The organism is Vibrio sp. 10N.286.51.C3 (assembly GCF_003050065.1).
Classification (GTDB): Bacteria; Pseudomonadota; Gammaproteobacteria; order Enterobacterales; family Vibrionaceae; genus Vibrio; species Vibrio crassostreae.
On sequence record NZ_PIGC01000007.1, the window covers coordinates 268,000 to 286,424 of the forward strand.

The following is an 18,425-nucleotide window of genomic DNA, read 5'->3' on the forward strand; positions in this document are numbered from 1 at the left end:
ACACGTAAGCCAGATATATCAAAGGCCGCTATTATCGCGGCCTTTGTTCAAAATACAAGCTTATTTACTTAGCGATACGCTTGTACTTGATGCGGTGCGGTTCTGCCGCTTGAGCGCCCAGAGTCTGCTTAAGCCACTCAGTGTACTCAGTATAGTTACCTTCGTAGAAGTTAACTTGACCTTCATCACGGTAGTCTAAGATATGGGTCGCAATACGGTCAAGGAACCAACGGTCATGCGAGATAACCATTGCACAGCCAGGGAATTCAAGCAGTGCTTCTTCAAGAGCACGTAGCGTTTCAACGTCAAGGTCGTTGGTCGGTTCATCGAGTAACAGTACGTTACCGCCCGCTTTTAGCAGTTTAGCTAAGTGAACACGGTTACGTTCACCACCAGAAAGCTCACCGATGATCTTCTGTTGGTCGTTGCCTTTAAAGTTGAAACGAGAACAGTAAGCACGCGCAGGGATTTCGAAGTTGTTGATCTTAATGATATCAGCGCCTTCAGAGATCTCTTGGAATACTGTCTTAGTGTCGTCCATGCTGTCACGGAACTGATCAACAGAAGCAAGCTTAACAGTCTCACCTAATACAACTGAACCTGAATCTGGTTGTTCTGCACCGCTTAGCATCTTGAATAGTGTTGATTTACCTGCACCGTTGGCACCAACGATACCGACGATAGCGCCCTTAGGCATGCTGAACGATAGGTCGTCGATAAGAACGCGGTCACCAAACGACTTAGTCAGGTTGTTCACTTCAAGAACTTTGTCACCTAAACGCTCACCTGGCGGGATGAACAGTTCGTTGGTTTCGTTACGCTTTTGGTATTGGCCAGTAGTCAGTTCTTCAAAACGAGCCATACGAGCTTTAGACTTAGCTTGACGGCCTTTAGGGTTTTGACGAACCCATTCAAGTTCTTTCTCGATTGTCTTTTGACGTGCGCTTTCGCCCGCTTTTTCTTGCTTAAGACGCTCGTCTTTTTGCTCTAGCCAAGACGTGTAGTTACCTTCCCATGGGATACCTTCACCACGGTCAAGTTCTAGAATCCAGCCTGCAGCGTTGTCTAGGAAGTAACGGTCGTGGGTAATCGCCACAACAGTACCGCTGTAATCGACTAGGAAGTGCTCAAGCCATGCTACTGATTCGGCATCCAAGTGGTTGGTTGGTTCATCAAGAAGCAGCATGTCTGGCTTTTCAAGAAGTAGACGACAGATAGCAACACGACGACGCTCACCACCTGATAGGAATTCAATTTTCGCATCCCACTCAGGAAGACGAAGTGCGTCAGCAGCACGCTCTAGAGCTGTTTCTAGGTTGTGGCCGTCTTTTGCTTGAATCAGTGCTTCTAGTTCGCCTTGCTCTTTTGCTAGTGCATCGAAGTCTGCATCCGGTTCTGCGTAAGCTGCGTAGACTGCATCTATACGCTTAAGTGCGTCAGCAACGTCAGAAACCGCTTCTTCTACGATCTCACGAACGGTTTTTGATTCGTCTAGTACAGGTTCTTGCGGTAGGTAACCTACTTTAAGGCCTTGCTGTGCACGAGCTTCACCATCAATATCAGTATCAATACCAGCCATGATACGTAGTAGGGTAGATTTACCTGAACCATTTAAACCCAAAACACCGATTTTAGCGCCAGGAAAAAAGCTAAGAGAAATGTCTTTAAGAATTTGACGCTTAGGTGGAACAGTTTTGCTCACCCGAGACATGGTATATACGTATTCAGCCATTGCCGATCGATCCTAATTATTGTTCAAAATTGTCTGCTATTTTATACCAATATCCCTAAAGATGTTACTCCTAGGTCAGAAAAGCCATTCTTGAACTAATCCTTACCTATTATTGTCACATTGGTCATTAAAACTATATTTAATAAGCTTCTGAGGCGAAGTGTTAAATATTAATAGTATTTACACTCAAATCCTTTACATTTGATGTGATGTCGGGCGTAAATAGACTTCACGTATTCATACACGCACTAAGGAAAGAGCGAATGTTTTTCCGCATTGGTAATACGAAAATTGCTGTGGCTGCATCAGCAATTTTGTCTTCATTTTCACTGGCTCCGATGGCTATGGCTAGCAACGCCTCTGAGCTTGAAATGCAGCGTGATGTTTATGATAGAGCGCAAGAGGTTTTAGACAACCGTGATCTAAAAGCTTACTCCGCGCTGCGCAACAAAATTCAAACATACCCTTTAACACCTTACACCGATTATCGAGCCTTTCTGATTGGCTTAGGTGATCGCACACCTGCTGAGGTGGATGCTTTCATTGAAGAGAATAAGGCACTGCCATTTTCTAATCGAATGCGCGCACCTTACCTGGATTCATTGGCTTCTCAAAAACAGTGGAAGACCATCCTTGAATTTCAAACTAAAGAGCCTGTCGGTGAAAAATATCAATGCATCTATTATCGAGCGCATTACGAGCAAGGTAACAAAGAGCTCGCCTTTAAAGGGGCGAAACAGCTTTGGTTGAGTGGCAGTGGTGTTGATGATGCCTGTGACCCTTTATTTAAAAGTTGGGATCAAGCCGGTTTAAGAACGGATGAACTCATCCTAGATAGAATGTTATTAGCGTTTGAAGGCCGTAACGGCAAGCTGATGAGCTACCTGATCAAGCAATTGGATCATGATGATTCAATTGCTCAAGCTAAGCAGATGAAGGCGTTGTACAACAAGCCTGAAAACGTGCTCGAATTTGCTAACAAGCACCCAGCAAATGAATTCTACCAAGCGCAAACCGAGTTTGCTTTCGAGAAGTTAGCAAGGAAGTCATCAAGCAGCGCTCAAGAGGTGTTTGATGACGTCATCAAGGCTCAAAAGTTCTCGAAAGAGAAGTCTCAAGAGCTTGCTGATTACCTAACGTTTCGTTTGATTAACACCGATTCTGAAGAGTTGATGGCGTGGCGAGACCAGATGCTCGCGAGTTCATCAAAGCAAGTTCTGCTCGAACGACGTGCTCGCTTAGCGATTCAACATGCCGATTGGACGGGTTTGAAAGAGTGGATAGCGCGCTTGGATGACAAGCATCAGGCTTCGCTTCGTTGGCAATATTGGCAGGGCAGAGCTGAAATCGCGACGGGCGATACTGACAAAGGAAATAAGCGATTGTCAGATATCTTGGGTCAGCGTAATTTCTACAGTGTAGCTGCGGCTAAGCAGTTAGGTAAGTCTGTCGAATACCCAACATCGACACTTAAATACAATGCTGAAACAGTCAAGCCATTCGACACCTCTTTGGTGCGTATTGGTGAGCTGATTGACCGAGATAAAATTGCGGCAGCGAAGAGTGAGTGGAGTTGGTTACTAAGCAACGTAGACAAAGACCAAAAAGCGATGCTTGCGGCTCATGCTGCGACGCAACGTTGGAATCACTTTACCGTGACGGCGAGTATCTCAGCGAAGATGTGGGACAACATTGCATTACGTTTCCCTGTTGCTCATAAGTGGTGGTTTAACTTCTATGCAGAAAAACATGATATTGACCCAATCACCTTGATGTCTTTAGCAAGACAAGAGAGTGCGATGGATTCAGAGGCTCGCTCCCCTGTTGGCGCGCGTGGAATCATGCAAATTATGCCGAAGACGGCGCAATACACGGCTAACAAACATAAAATTAAGTATCAGGGCAGCGATGATCTTTATGATGTCGGCAAGAACATTGAGATTGGTAGCCACTACTTAGATGGCTTATTAGCTCAATATGATGACAACCGTATCTTTGCTTTTGCCGCTTATAATGCAGGTCCTAGCCGTGTTAAACAGTGGCGTTCACGCAGCGATGAAAAACTCGATGCTTTTGCATTTATTGAAATGATCCCATTCAAAGAGACTCGGGGCTACGTTCAGAATATCTTGATGTTTGAGACCTACTATCGAGATATCTTGGGTGAGAAAGGAACATTTTTAGCTCCCCATGAAGCAAAAATGAAATACTAAGGCTTCGGCATTTGGCCCGAAACTGAGTAAGAATAAAGGCAGTGAGTGCGAACCATTTCCACTTACTGCCTTTTTACATTGGATCGCATCAAGTGTTTCGGTATAAAGTGTTAAACGCTTTCAATTGTTAAGCGACTCTTTAAAGTCAGAATTTAAAAGTAAGTGTAGAGATATGGCATCACAACCTGAATATGATAATTGGCAACAACTGATGGACTTGGTAAAGACGGCTGTCGAAAAAGATCAGCACGAACTGTTGTTGACCATGATGATGACACCAGACGAGCGAGATGCTCTGGTTGCTCGAATTAATATCTTCTGTGAGTTGATGAAAGGCGATCTGTCTCAACGACAGGTGAGTCAAATGCTGGGAGTAGGCGTAGCGACGATAACCAGAGGTTCGAATGAGCTAAAGGCAAAATCGGAACAAGAGAAAGCCGTGATTGCGGATCTACTACTCAAATAGTCACTAAGTTGTTAAAGTAAGAGTTCGATAAAAAACGCTAACTAACTGTTAGCGTTTTTTGTTTCTGAAGATTGTTTTCAGAACCTTTCTAAGTTTAACGAAGCACTAAACAGGAAAGTGCTCAGGGTTCACAAATGGGATCAGCGCTAAAATTAAAGCCTGATGATACACTGAACTGCGAGACAGTTGATTATGTGTCAGTAGGCCAATTGCTCCACCTTTCTGTTTGATATTATCGGTACCAAACACTTCATCCATTACATCTCCGAGCTCGTTTGCATACTCTAACTTATCAAGCACGGCTGGTGGCAACATAAGGCTAGCTGAACGAGACTCTCCACGTTGACCATTCGCTTCGATAACCATCCAAGCAAAGGTGACGTTTTTTTCTATTCCTGCTTCTAGGCCAACATAAAAGTCAGCATAGGGCTGCGCTTGCGTTGCGTTGTGCACGCGGTTCACCGCCCCTTGATAGGTTTCATCATTACTCATCGGTTGATCGGCAACGCCACTAGGGACGCTGATGCCTTTGAAATCAAATTCAGTATCAGGAAAAGCAGATAAGAACGCACTTTTAACGGCGTTAATTTTAGCTGGGTTCAGCGATGCGATGATTACAGATTTCATGTGTCGGATTCTTTTTGTTGTCGAGTAGATTGAGTTGATGTTGTTGGTACCAGTCACTCAACTCTTCTAATGGCATAGGTTTACCAAAGTAATAGCCTTGCAGCATATCGCACTGCGCATCCTGTAACCACTGGTGCATGCCTTGAGTTTCAATCCCTTCGGCGGTGACCTTTTTCCCCTGAGCATGACATAGTCCAATCACAGGTTTTACGATGTTCTGGTTATCGGTCTCAATCAAGGTATCCAAAAACGCTTTATCTAATTTAATTTTTTGAGTTGGATACTGCACCAGTTGAGTGATAGAGGTATAACCGGAACCAAAGTCATCAATTGCTAATCGATAGCCCATCCCCGCCAATTCGTTGAGCAACGGAAAGCCTTCCGAATTCGAATAAAAGGTCTCGGTAATTTCAAAATCAATCAAACTTGGTGGAATATGATTGATTTTTGCGTGTGTTTTAATGAAATCGGCAAGGTGTGTGGTTTCAATCCCAGCAGAAGATAAGTTAATCGACAGCTGAATTGAGTGGTCAAATTGAGCCTGAAGTCGGTAAAAAGAAGCAAACGCATTCTGAATTACCCAACGATCAACTTGCTCGAATAACCCTGTTTGCTCGGCAATTGGAATGAATTCATCGGGCGGAACTACTCCCAACAGTTTCGAGTCCCAGCGTAATAGTACCTCAACCCCAATAATATGCGCGCCGGTTGAATCCATATAGGGCATATAAACGAGTCTAAACTCTTCATCAAAATTTTTGTCTCTAAGCGCACGTTCAATGTTTGCTTGGCGTTGAATCGCTTTGTCTAAATCCCGTGAATAGTCAGCAAATTGGTTTTTGCCTGCACGCTTTGCTTGATACATTGCGGTATCCGCGTTCGACAGTAGCTTCTCGATTGAATCGCCATCATTAGGGTAGGTCGCAATACCAATACTGACCGTGATCGGAAAGCTTCCTGATTCGGTTATAAACCCTTTTTGTAAGGGAGTCAGTAAATCACTCGAAAATCGATGCGCGACATTTCCTCGGTGACTAGGAGCGTTAATGTACACCACGAATTCGTCACCAGAAAGTCGGGCTGGCATGCAATGAGCATCGAACTCCGTTTGATAGTGGCGACAAATATCTGAAATACGCTGAGCAAAAGAGACCAGAATCGAGTCGCCGATTTGATGCCCATATTTATCGTTCACAAACTTGAAGTTATCCAAATCAAAGTAGAGAACCCAAGTTTCGGTATTTGAACTCGGTTTTGGCAACGATTGCTGAACGAAGGTTTGAAACTGATGCCTGTTGGCGATTTGGGTTAACTGATCATTCTCGGCCAAGAGCTTGGTTTGTTGGTAGGTGTTATCTAGCTCTTGGTACATGTCATAAAAACGCTGTGATAGTCGGCCAAGCTCATCTCGAGTGCCTAAGCGTTCAATGTTCTTCCGTTGTTTTTTTTCTACTTGCTGTAGTTGTCGATCAAGCCGTGTTATCGGAGTAATCACAGTGCGAGACAGAAGTATGAGTAGTAAAGCGACAGTCACAAACGCAGACAGTGCAAACGATAAACTCAGCTTGTTCCATATGGAATCGAGCTTGTTTTCCAACAGGAATTGCGCCGGATCGACCGTGGCGTATAGTTCTGGAGCAAGCTTGACTGAATGGGTGACATCATTTCCCAAAGAAATCGCTATGGATGTGAAAAACAAGCTGGTTTGGTAGTCGAACTCTATCTGTTTTCTAAGCGCATTAAACTTGTCGAGAGAAACAGATACAACAACAAAGAATACATCGCTTGGTTGATTATTTTCGGTTGGAAAAATCGCTTTTCTATCTACCTTTTCATAGTGAACCAACATCCCTTCGCCTTGGGAGTTTTGAATATAGTTGGTACTCGATGTTGCTAGGGTGTCATGATAGTGCTGGTCAACATACTCCAATATCTTACTGTCAATCTGAGTGCGTGAGTCGTTGCTATTATCTGCGTAGTAACGCAGTTTTCGGTCAGCATTAAGAAGTGCTAAACCCGTATAGCTCTCATCGTCATCTTGCAGGAAATCTATAGCTTCTCGAAGGTTACTAACCAGTTCAAGATCGCGAGATAGATTTTGGTCAGTGAGAAAATAACCTTTCACCATATCGCTTTGGGTCAAGGTGTAAGAGTAGCTATTGAGAAACGAACGAGATTGACGAAAGTATCCCGCTAGTTTTTCCATGTTGAGCTGAAGTGCGTTGTCTTCGCGTTTGATGAAGCTGCTTTTTTGCGTCGAATAAATAATATAGCTAGAAGCCGCGGTACTGATCAGTATCACAGGGGTTATCAGTAGTAAGATTTTAGTACTTAGCTTCATAGTTAATGACAACACTATTTATAATTTAAGCGCGTAAGTTTATGTTACTTAATGCTTACTCGCTATTAATTACACGTAGTTCGATGATTTCCTGTGAAGGGTGTAAGGTTTTGTCTTTATTGATAAAAAAGCCACTAATGAGTTTTTTGTTAGAAATACTTAAGCAGTGGAGGGGATAAGCGTGCCGAATGTGCGAAACAAGTGAATTGTGTTTTAGGCATGCTAGGGTAAGTGTTCTTAGACCGAATAGTATTCGACTAAATGGTGATTTAAGTATTTGGCCTACTGTAGGCCAAATACTTATGTTAGCTAAAAGCTGATACTCGCTCTCAGCTATGACAACTTAACTTGAGTCGCTTTGATATTCTCACTCGGGTAGCAACCTAACACTTTCAGGTGACGAGTAATGGCTGTTAATTCAGTGATTGCTTGCTGCATATTATCTGAATCCAGGTGTGCTTCTAAATCGACATAGAACATCTCTTCCCAAGGGTTACCCATAATAGGACGAGACTCTAGCTTGGTCATGTTGATACCCAAGCGTTGCAGAATCAGTAGTGTCTCGACCAAAGAACCTGCTTCTTGAGAAGTCGACATGATGAGCGTCGTTTTTGCAGGTATTTGAGTTGACACTTCAACAGGCTTACGAGCTACCACGATGAAACGTGTGTGGTTCTCTGTTTGGTTTGCAATGTTGCCCTGAATTGGCTGAAGTCCATAAAGCTTGCCGCTAGACGCATTACCAATTGCAGCAACATCATCACCGTCCAGATCTTTTACCTTCTTCATAGCGTCAGCTGTGCTGGCACAAGACTCAAGGGCTACATCTTTAAGACGGCTCAAGAACTCGCTGCACTGCTGATGTGGTTGTGGGTGCGAGTAAAGTGTTTTGATGTCTTCTAAACGGATATCACTTTTCGCCACTAGGCAGTGTTCGATTGGTTGAGAAAGCTCACCAACGATGTAAAGCGTTGTGTGTTGAAGTAGGTCATACACTTCGTTAATCGAACCTGAGCTGGTGTTCTCAATAGGCAGTACACCGTAGTCGGCATGGCCAGATTCTACCGTAGAGGCTACTTCTTTGAAGTGATTACAGTTTAACTCAATCAACTCCATATTCTTACGACTGAAGTATTCGCGACTCGCAAGGTGAGAGTACGACCCCTTAGAGCCCAAGAATGCAACGCGAGCCAATGGTTTACGACTTTGCGGGTTCGCTAGATTTTGTAAGTATGACTGCTGTAGTAAAACGGAATCTTCGATGATGGTGTGAAATAGCTTGGTAATGTACTGCGCATCAAGTTCGTATTTATCTTTGCCATTGTTGATCAGCTTAACTAATAGTTGTTGCTCTCGTACTGCATCACGAACTGGTTTTGATGTCTCTACCTTGCTTTTAGCAACTTCGATACTTAGCTTGCGACGCTCCGAAAGTAACTTCAGGAGTTCGTCGTCTAAATCATTAAGACGAAGGCGGATATCATCCAGTGAAATTGAGCTGTCAGTCATAAATGTGTCCTTATAAAAAAGCCTCCCTAGTGTGGGAGGCTTCTTGTTCGTTTTTGACTTGTTTTTCTAAAACGACTTAGCCTCCGATTTACGGAAGAAAAAAGAAGTCAAAAATAAACAAAGATTGAGTGTGCATAAAAAGTGATTGTTTTATGAATGTTTAAACACAATAAGCAAGCGAGCTACGAGCGTCAAGCAAAAAAATAGCGCCCTGAGGCGCTATTTTTTAATCTGTTCTCTTTCCTTATTCTACTTCAGCTTCTAGCTCTTCGATTTCAGGCTTTTCAGCGCGGCGCGCTTCTGGTTTATGGCGTAGCTTGTTGAGTTGACGCTCTAGTTTTTGTTCTACTTCGTTGATAGCTACGTAGAGATCATCATGGATTGATGAAGCAACAAGTTGGCCTTTTGGTACGGTTAGTACCGCTTCAAATTTCTTCTTCTTGTTTGGTTCTTCGCTAAAGCTCGCTTGGCAGCCAATGATGTCTACTTGCCATTTATCCAGCTTTTTAAATTTGCTTTCTATGTGATCACGGATTGCAGAGGTAATGTCGATGTTTTTACCAGTGATGTTCATTTTCATAGAAGTTTTCCTCTGTTGTATCCCTCATGGGTTAACTTCAGATTACGACTTTTAGGATTAAAGAATGTGATCTGGTTCTTGTTTTGGTTGAGTGGAATAAGCATTAAAATCAAATGTGATCTTACGCAAGTCTTGATATATTTTTGGTGAAAAATGCTTGTTATCCTTATGAAAAGCGATAACTTGGAGGCAAGGCTTCGCTAAAAATTAAACCAGTTTTTAGGGGCGTCCTACAGCTTATTGAAAGTGCTTGATTGAAAATTGCTCAATAGTATTTTGTGATATAGGTCTCGTGATATATATCGCTACGTAAGCTTCTTCTGAATTAGATAAGCAAAAGCCGAATAAGTCTTCTTATGCGGCTTTTGTGTTTTTAGACTTACCTAATGCCCTTTAGCTCTCCAACTGTGGGATTGATTGAGGCGATCCTAATCGTTAGCGTTCAGTAATCTCGCTGTACCGTCTTCTCGAATGGCATTGATAGCTTGTAATTGTTTATAGATTACGAAGTAGCGATTGATGTTGGCAACATAGGTTACGGGTTCTTTACTCACGTACTTGCGAGTGATGATTTCTACGTTTTTAAACCAGATGTTTGGGTTGTAGCCTTTCTGCTTAGCAAGGCGCCTCATCTTTCTGATCTTAGCGGGACCTGCGTTGTAAGAAGCCAAGGTAAAGTAGATTTGATTGTCGGGTGATATTGCCGGGTCGTCAAAATATCGGTCTTTGATAAAACGCATGTATTTCACACCCGCATGGATATTGTTATCCACCTTATGGATGTTCTTTATGTTGACGTTTTTATCTTTGGCGGTACTTGGTAATACCTGCATCACACCAATAGCCCCACGATGAGAAACTCTGCTTTGATCCAACCCAGACTCTTGGAAACCTTGTGCAGACATCATCAAAGGGTCGAATTCGTATTTACTCGAATACTTTTCAAAGACATCTGACAGCTTAGCCACTCGGTCTATTTTATTTGGGTTGAGTGCTCGACCTAACCAGCGAGTGTTGTCGATGTATTTCTGATAGATAACATTTCCAAGTAGGGTACCTGTTCGTGCAGTCTTGACGTATTTGTTTATCTCTTTCTTTAACTGAGGGCTGTTTTTTCTCAATGCCCATGCTATTTGGCCATTTTCACGTAAGGGCAAATCATGATGCACTTGAATGTTTTCCATTACATCTATCCAGAGCTTTGCTTTGTGGCTGTCCAGAATTGTGCCCTGAATATAACCTTGGTTAACCAACTCTATCAGCTCGTAGTCTTGCAGTGATTCTTCAATGAAGTGGACATGCAGTGGTGGTAAACCTAATTTGTTAAGCTCTTTATTGATTCTTTGTACACTCTCGAAGTAACTCGAGCTTGCACGTATCCACACCTCTTTGCCGCTCAATTGCTTGATTTCGGTGATAGGTTCGGCCTTTTTCCCTGTGATAATGAGTTCTTTACCATCTTTAATCATCGGATCTGAAAAATCGATGGTTCGTAATCGTTTGTCGGTGATCGTTAGGTTCGCGACAGCGACATCACCATAGCCAGATTCTAAAGAGGGAAGTAGATCATCTCGTTGTACGGGGATGATTTGAACATTGAGGTAGGGGTGTTTTTTACGAAGACTTTTTTCAAAGTGGTAGAGCATTTCTGCCACGATGCCTTTTGGCTTACCATCCTCGATGTAATAGAAACCAAGATCGGCAGATACGAGCACTCTAACCGTTCCTTTGGTTTTGAGCACATCCAAATCACCCATGTAAGGCTTATTGCTCAATGGGGACAGTTCTAATGCGTAGGATAATTGGCTAAATAGCGATATCCAGATAAATAATAACAACCTACTCACATCCACACTCCATGTTGATGTTTTGTTAAAAGTTATCTTTTGAAGATACCGTGTATTATGCGATTCATCAAGTTTGCGATATGTGGTCAAAAAAAACGCGCTAGTAAACTAGCGCGCTTTTTGGGTTGAGATGTAAGAAGTTGATTAAGGTAGTGGGTTTAACTCAATCAACTTTTCAGTTCTTAACACAGCATCATCTAGGCCTAGTTGTTTATAAGCTTCTAGCTGAATCTCTAAAGATTTACGCGCAGCAACGGTATCTGGGTAAGTCTTTTGCAACTCTTGTGTTCTGTTAATAGCAGCAATCCACGCTTCGCGACGTAGGTAGAAATCAGCGGTTGCTAAATCATAGTCGGCTAGGCGATTCTTAAGTGCGAACATGCGTTTTTGTGCATCTTCAGCATAGGGGCTGCTAGGGAAACGTTCGAGTAGTCGCTTGAAGTCAGCAAAAGCGAGTTTTACTGGTTCTGGGTCTCGGTCACTACGGTCGATATTAAAAATATCGTGCATGAAGTTTCGGTCTTGCGCCATGTGCGTTAAGCCGCGCATGTAAAGAACCCAGTCTTGTTTCTCATGAGTTGGGTTCAAACGTAGGAAACGTGAAATGGTAGCAAGGCCAAGTGCCAAGTCATCATTTTTGTAGTAAGCGTAAATCAGATCGAGCTGTACTTGCTCAGAATAGGCGCCGAATGGGTAACGTGAGTCTAGGGCTTCTAGCTTTTCTATTGCTGAAAGCCAGCTACCGCTCTGTAGTGATTCTTGAGCGTCAGAGTAGAGAACCGATGGCGGTACATCTGGCACTATCTCTTCACTACTTGAACAACCAACCAAGAGTGATACGGCTAATAGACCCGATAAAGTAAGGTGTTTCATGTCAGGCGTCGATTCCTTGAATTAAATATTTCGTAAGCTTCCGTTACTTTCTAACCAGTAACAGATACAATGATGCAATTATTCTATTTTATCCATACTAATGGGTATTAGTCTCACGGTTTTTAAAAAAGTTCGATATGGCTCAGCAGATCACATTAACAGACACAGTAAAAAGCAGCCAGTTAGGTCAACGTTTAGACCAAGCTGTCGCTGAACTATTTACCGATTTTTCTCGCTCTCGCATTAAAGAGTGGCTTCTTGACGGCAAAATCCAAGTGGATGGCGAAGTTATTACTAAGCCGCGCGTTAAGGTTTTGGGCGGTGAAGAGATCATCTTGCAAGCTGAACTTGCAGATGAAGAACGCTGGGAAGCACAAGATATTCCTCTAGACATTGTCTACGAAGATGATGACTTATTGGTTATCAATAAGCCTCGCGATCTGGTTGTACACCCAGGCGCGGGCACACCGGATGGAACCATACTAAACGCATTGCTTTTCCATTACCCACAGATTGCAGAAGTGCCTCGTGCAGGTATTGTGCACCGTCTTGATAAAGACACAACAGGCCTTATGGTTGTGGCTAAAACGGTTCCAGCTCAAACTCGTCTTGTGCGTGCTCTTGCTAAGCGTCGTATTACTCGTGAATATGAAGCAATTGCAATTGGTAAAATGACCGCTGGTGGTGTTGTAGAGAAAGGCATTAGCCGTCATGCAACTAAGCGTACCTTAATGGACGTAAATGAATTAGGAAAGCCAGCGGTAACTCACTACCGTGTTGCTGAGCACTTCCGCGAGCATACTCGTATTCGTCTACGCCTAGAAACGGGTCGTACTCACCAAATCCGTGTTCACATGTCATACCTTCAGCACCCGCTGCTAGGTGATGTTGCATACGGTGGCCGTGCTCGTATTCCAAAAGGTGCATCTGAAGAACTAACAACAATGATTCGTTCTTTTGACCGCCAAGCACTGCACGCAGTCATGCTTAAATTTGTTCACCCAATTACAGGTGAAGAAGTTGAGTTCCACGCTCCTGTGCCAAATGACATGGTTGTGATGGCTGAAGCGTTACGTGTTGATGCTCGCGAAAATAAAGAAGAAGACATTTAATATGTCGTTGATCATCCCTAACTGGAATGCACCCAATAACGTGAAGGCATTTGCGTCGACACGTGTAGGTGGCTTTTCTACTGGTGCGTATCAAGGATTAAACCTAGGTACGCATGTTGGGGATGATGCTTCGCTTGTTGAAAACAATAGAACTTGGCTTAAGCAGCAAGCGAACATGCCGGCAACTCCGGTATGGCTAAATCAAACCCATTCAACAGACGTTGTTACGGTTTTACAACCTACGGCGGATATTCTTGATGCTGACGGTGCATTTACCACTGCTAAAGGTGTTGTTTGTTCTGCGATGACAGCTGATTGTTTACCTGTAATCCTTACTGATACGAAAGGCACTCAAGTTGCTGCCGTTCATGCTGGTTGGCGTGGTCTTGCTGGTGGAATTCTTGAAAATGCCGTCGCAAAGTTTTCGAAACTAGATTCAGAGAATAAGATCATTGCTTGGCTTGGGCCTGCAATAGGCAAACAAGCCTTTGAAGTCGGCGATGATGTGTTGGAAGCGTTTGTTAGCTTTGACCCTCAAGCTAAGCTTGCATTTAAAGCCAAGCCTGAACAGGGTAAATGGCTAGCGAATATGTCTCAGCTTGCAACGCAACGACTGAACAAAGTTGATGTAACTTCTGTGATAGACTCCAATCTATGCACCTTCGCTGATGCGGATGCGTTCTATTCTTATCGTCGTGATGGCATTACGGGACGCCAAGCTACTTTTATTTGGTTAGAGTAATCTTTAGCTAGTGCAACTAGTCATCCAGCCCATTTATATTTTCATATAAACTCTATTCTTCATTCTTATCCCTTGAAAATCCGCGTTACCGTATCCATCTTCTAAGTATAAGATAAACATATCTAAGAGTAGGAAGGTTGGCATGCGTCTCGATCGATTCACTAGTAAATTCCAAATTGCGATATCTGATGCTCAGTCACTCGCATTAGGTCGTGATCACCAATATATAGAACCTGTACACCTAATGGTGTCTTTGCTGAATCAAGATGGTAGTGCAATTCGTCCATTGCTCACCATGCTGAATATTGATGTGGTTCAATTACGTTCTAAATTGAGCGAAATATTAGACCGAGTGCCTAAAGTCAGTGGCATTGGTGGTGACGTTCAGCTATCGAATGCGATGGGAACGCTGTTTAATCTATGTGATAAGGTCGCGCAAAAGCGTCAAGACAGTTACATATCTTCAGAAGTATTCCTACTTGCTGCCATTGAAGACAAAGGCCCTTTAGGAAACCTACTTAAAGAGCTAGGTCTTACCGAGCAAAAATTATCTCAAGCAATTGAACAAGTTCGTGGCGGCCAAAAGGTCGATGATCCGAATGCGGAAGACAGACGTCAAGCGCTAGAGAAGTTCACCATTGATCTGACGGAAAGAGCAGAGCAAGGCAAGCTTGATCCGGTAATTGGCCGAGATGACGAAATTCGTCGCACTATCCAAGTACTTCAACGCCGTACTAAGAATAACCCTGTCATTATCGGTGAACCTGGTGTCGGTAAAACAGCGATAGTCGAAGGTTTAGCGCAGCGTATTATCAACAATGAAGTGCCGGAAGGTTTGAGAGGCCGACGTGTACTTTCGTTAGATATGGGCTCTTTGATTGCCGGTGCTAAATATCGTGGTGAATTTGAAGAACGTTTGAAATCAGTTCTTAACGAATTATCAAAAGAAGAGGGCAACATCATTCTCTTCATCGATGAAATTCACACCATGGTAGGTGCGGGCAAGGGTGAAGGCTCTATGGATGCGGGTAATATGCTGAAACCAGCATTGGCTCGTGGTGAACTTCACTGTGTAGGTGCAACGACACTCGATGAATATCGCCAGTATATAGAGAAAGATCCCGCGTTAGAGCGTCGATTCCAAAAAGTGATAGTCGATGAGCCAACCGTGGAAGACACAGTCGCAATTCTCCGCGGTTTGAAAGAGCGCTATGAACTTCACCATCATGTAGAAATTACCGACCCAGCGATTGTCGCAGCGGCAACCTTATCTCATCGATACGTTTCTGACCGTCAGTTGCCAGATAAGGCGATTGATCTAATTGATGAAGCGGCTTCGAGTATTCGTATGCAGATCGACTCAAAACCTGAGTCACTAGATAAGCTCGAGCGTAAGATCATTCAGTTAAAGATCGAGCAGCAAGCTCTTACTAATGAGAATGACGAAGCCAGTGAAAAACGCCTTCGAACATTACAAGAAGAGCTTTCTGATAAAGAACGAGATTTCGCAGAGCTCGAAGAAGTGTGGAATGCAGAGAAAGCCGCACTTTCTGGCACACAACACATCAAGTCCGAGTTAGAACAAGCTCGCATGGATATGGATTTTGCAAGACGTGCTGGTGATCTTAACCGAATGTCTGAATTGCAATATGGTCGAATCCCAGAATTAGAGAAGCAGTTAGATCTTGCGACTCAAGCTGAGATGCAAGAGATGACCTTACTACGTAATAAGGTCACGGATGCAGAAATTGCAGACGTACTATCGAAGCAAACAGGTATCCCTGTTTCTAAAATGCTAGAGGCTGAGAAAGAGAAGCTTCTTAAAATGGAAGGTGTTCTGCACAAGCGTGTTATTGGTCAAGCGGAAGCAGTAGAAGTGGTATCGAACGCGATTCGTCGTAGCCGTGCTGGTTTATCTGATCCGAACAAGCCGATTGGATCCTTCTTATTCCTTGGCCCAACTGGTGTTGGTAAAACCGAGTTATGTAAAACACTCGCAAACTTCATGTTTGATAGTGACGATGCAATGGTGCGCATCGATATGTCTGAGTTTATGGAGAAACACTCTGTTGCTCGTTTGGTTGGTGCTCCTCCAGGTTACGTTGGATATGAAGAAGGTGGCTACTTAACAGAAGCGGTACGCCGCAAGCCCTATTCGGTGATTTTGCTAGATGAAGTAGAGAAAGCGCATCCTGATGTATTCAATATATTATTGCAGGTGCTTGATGATGGACGCTTAACTGATGGACAAGGTCGGACCGTCGACTTTAGAAACACGGTAGTGATCATGACTTCGAACCTTGGCTCTTCGAGAATTCAAGAGAACTTCAATACGCTCGATTACCAAGGAATAAAGAATGAGGTGATGGAAGTAGTAGGCAAACATTTCCGTCCTGAGTTTTTGAATCGAGTTGATGAAAGCGTTGTGTTCCACCCATTAGGTCAAGATCACATTCAATCGATAGCCGCTATTCAGCTTGAGCACCTCAAGAAGCGAATGGAAGACAATGGTTATGAGCTTGAAGTCTCGGATAAAGCACTCAAGTTAATTTCTCAAGTCGGTTTTGACCCAGTATATGGTGCACGACCTTTGAAAAGAGCGATTCAACAAAGTGTCGAGAACCCTTTAGCGAAAGCAATATTGGCAGGAAAAATTAATCCAGATAAAAAAGTACAACTATTAGTAAACAACGACCGCATTATTGCTCACCAGTAGTTTAAGTAAGAATTGTAGGTACGATTGGCCAAAATTAAGGTGTAATCGTACCTATTTTGAACGCTTTGTGTGAATTGTGTTCGAACGGTTGCCGATGGCGGTTTTTTTTTGTTTTTGGCCTTGTGCAAAGGATTATTCTCTCTATAATGCGCCTCCGTTGCCAAGGATAACCAAGCGGTTTGAACTGAATAACGAGACGGTGATAAGCATTTAAGATGCTTTGAAAAATTAGCTGGAAAAAGTGTTTGACACTGGAATCCAATTCGCTAGAATGGCCGTCCACTTCGAGAGGCTCCTTATTAAAAGGAACGCTCAACAAGTAAAGCTCTTTAACAATTTAAACCTATCAATCTGTGTGGGCACTCGTTGATGAATATCAAAACGTTTTATCGTTAGATAAACCAGATTCTTCGGAATCAACTTTGGTTTCAATGAACTGAGTGACCAATACAAATAACTACTTTCTCTTGTAGAAAGAAGGTATTTGGCACAGTCAATTCATTATCTTTCTGTTGGAAAGATAATAGCTTTAGAATTACTTTTTGTAGTTTTGAAGTCAGTATTCATTGAGCCGTCAAAATCTTAAATTGAAGAGTTTGATCATGGCTCAGATTGAACGCTGGCGGCAGGCCTAACACATGCAAGTCGAGCGGAAACGACACTAACAATCCTTCGGGTGCGTTAATGGGCGTCGAGCGGCGGACGGGTGAGTAATGCCTAGGAAATTGCCTTGATGTGGGGGATAACCATTGGAAACGATGGCTAATACCGCATAATGCCTACGGGCCAAAGAGGGGGACCTTCGGGCCTCTCGCGTCAAGATATGCCTAGGTGGGATTAGCTAGTTGGTGAGGTAATGGCTCACCAAGGCGACGATCCCTAGCTGGTCTGAGAGGATGATCAGCCACACTGGAACTGAGACACGGTCCAGACTCCTACGGGAGGCAGCAGTGGGGAATATTGCACAATGGGCGAAAGCCTGATGCAGCCATGCCGCGTGTATGAAGAAGGCCTTCGGGTTGTAAAGTACTTTCAGTTGTGAGGAAGGGGGTGTAGTTAATAGCTGCATCTCTTGACGTTAGCAACAGAAGAAGCACCGGCTAACTCCGTGCCAGCAGCCGCGGTAATACGGAGGGTGCGAGCGTTAATCGGAATTACTGGGCGTAAAGCGCATGCAGGTGGTTCATTAAGTCAGATGTGAAAGCCCGGGGCTCAACCTCGGAACTGCATTTGAAACTGGTGAACTAGAGTACTGTAGAGGGGGGTAGAATTTCAGGTGTAGCGGTGAAATGCGTAGAGATCTGAAGGAATACCAGTGGCGAAGGCGGCCCCCTGGACAGATACTGACACTCAGATGCGAAAGCGTGGGGAGCAAACAGGATTAGATACCCTGGTAGTCCACGCCGTAAACGATGTCTACTTGGAGGTTGTGGCCTTGAGCCGTGGCTTTCGGAGCTAACGCGTTAAGTAGACCGCCTGGGGAGTACGGTCGCAAGATTAAAACTCAAATGAATTGACGGGGGCCCGCACAAGCGGTGGAGCATGTGGTTTAATTCGATGCAACGCGAAGAACCTTACCTACTCTTGACATCCAGAGAAGCCAGCGGAGACGCAGGTGTGCCTTCGGGAGCTCTGAGACAGGTGCTGCATGGCTGTCGTCAGCTCGT

General features: G+C 43.7%; 12 protein-coding genes, 1 rRNA gene and 1 other annotated feature. Of the genes, 6 read left to right on the forward strand and 7 right to left on the reverse strand.

Annotation, left to right across the window (positions count from 1 at the left end; all coding sequences use genetic code 11):
- Positions 1–64: 64 nt before the first annotated feature.
- Entirely contained in the window at positions 65–1,732 is a 1,668-nt protein-coding gene (gene ettA, locus CWO27_RS10215; RefSeq protein ID WP_017071393.1) for an energy-dependent translational throttle protein EttA, read from the reverse strand.
- 263 nt (positions 1,733–1,995) lie between these two features.
- Here ettA and sltY point away from each other — a divergent pair, with 263 nt between their 5' ends.
- Both sltY and trpR read left to right on the forward strand, forming a co-directional pair.
- The gene (gene sltY, locus CWO27_RS10220; RefSeq protein ID WP_048662122.1) at positions 1,996–3,945 is read left to right on the forward strand and encodes a murein transglycosylase; all 1,950 of its coding nucleotides are present in this window, start codon (positions 1,996–1,998) and stop codon (positions 3,943–3,945) included.
- Between the two features lie 172 nt (positions 3,946–4,117).
- Positions 4,118–4,411, forward strand: a complete 294-nt coding sequence (gene trpR / locus CWO27_RS10225) for a trp operon repressor (protein WP_048658080.1) — start codon at positions 4,118–4,120, stop codon at positions 4,409–4,411.
- Between the two features lie 105 nt (positions 4,412–4,516).
- Here the strand turns inward: trpR and yjjX are convergent, their stop codons facing one another.
- The 6 genes from yjjX to CWO27_RS10255 form a co-directional block, all read right to left on the reverse strand.
- A complete protein-coding gene (gene yjjX / locus CWO27_RS10230; RefSeq protein ID WP_107898928.1) occupies positions 4,517–5,038 on the reverse strand; it encodes an inosine/xanthosine triphosphatase in 522 nt (173 codons plus the stop codon).
- The gene (locus tag CWO27_RS10235) at positions 5,001–7,379 is read right to left on the reverse strand and encodes a putative bifunctional diguanylate cyclase/phosphodiesterase (protein WP_107898929.1); all 2,379 of its coding nucleotides are present in this window, start codon (positions 7,377–7,379) and stop codon (positions 5,001–5,003) included. Before CWO27_RS10235 ends, yjjX begins: the two co-directional genes overlap by 38 nt.
- A gap of 333 nt (positions 7,380–7,712) precedes the next feature.
- Entirely contained in the window at positions 7,713–8,888 is a 1,176-nt protein-coding gene (gene pheA / locus CWO27_RS10240) for a prephenate dehydratase (RefSeq protein WP_107898930.1), read from the reverse strand.
- Positions 8,889–8,900: 12 nt separating this feature from the next.
- Positions 8,901–9,022, reverse strand: a sequence feature (Phe leader region).
- Positions 9,023–9,132: 110 nt separating this feature from the next.
- Positions 9,133–9,468 (reverse strand): ribosome hibernation-promoting factor, HPF/YfiA family, encoded by a 336-nt coding sequence (hpf, locus tag CWO27_RS10245; RefSeq protein WP_004735034.1) that lies wholly within the window; start codon positions 9,466–9,468, stop codon positions 9,133–9,135.
- 428 nt (positions 9,469–9,896) lie between these two features.
- Positions 9,897–11,321 (reverse strand): lytic transglycosylase F, encoded by a 1,425-nt coding sequence (locus tag CWO27_RS10250; protein WP_312030853.1) that lies wholly within the window; start codon positions 11,319–11,321, stop codon positions 9,897–9,899.
- A 138-nt stretch (positions 11,322–11,459) separates the two neighbouring features.
- On the reverse strand, positions 11,460–12,188 hold the full coding sequence (locus tag CWO27_RS10255; RefSeq protein ID WP_107898931.1) for an outer membrane protein assembly factor BamD: 729 nt from the start codon (positions 12,186–12,188) through the stop codon (positions 11,460–11,462).
- 137 nt (positions 12,189–12,325) lie between these two features.
- On the opposite strand from CWO27_RS10255, the gene rluD reads away from it, so the two are divergent.
- The 4 genes from rluD to CWO27_RS10280 all read left to right on the forward strand — a co-directional run.
- Entirely contained in the window at positions 12,326–13,300 is a 975-nt protein-coding gene (gene rluD, locus CWO27_RS10260; RefSeq protein WP_019820953.1) for a 23S rRNA pseudouridine(1911/1915/1917) synthase RluD, read from the forward strand.
- A gap of 1 nt (position 13,301) precedes the next feature.
- Positions 13,302–14,042, forward strand: coding sequence for a peptidoglycan editing factor PgeF (gene pgeF / locus CWO27_RS10265; protein ID WP_019820954.1), 741 nt, complete (start codon positions 13,302–13,304; stop codon positions 14,040–14,042).
- A 142-nt stretch (positions 14,043–14,184) separates the two neighbouring features.
- A complete protein-coding gene (gene clpB / locus CWO27_RS10270; RefSeq protein ID WP_107898932.1) occupies positions 14,185–16,758 on the forward strand; it encodes an ATP-dependent chaperone ClpB in 2,574 nt (857 codons plus the stop codon).
- 584 nt (positions 16,759–17,342) lie between these two features.
- Positions 17,343–18,425: ribosomal RNA gene (locus CWO27_RS10280) — 16S ribosomal RNA — on the forward strand; the annotation flags it as partial.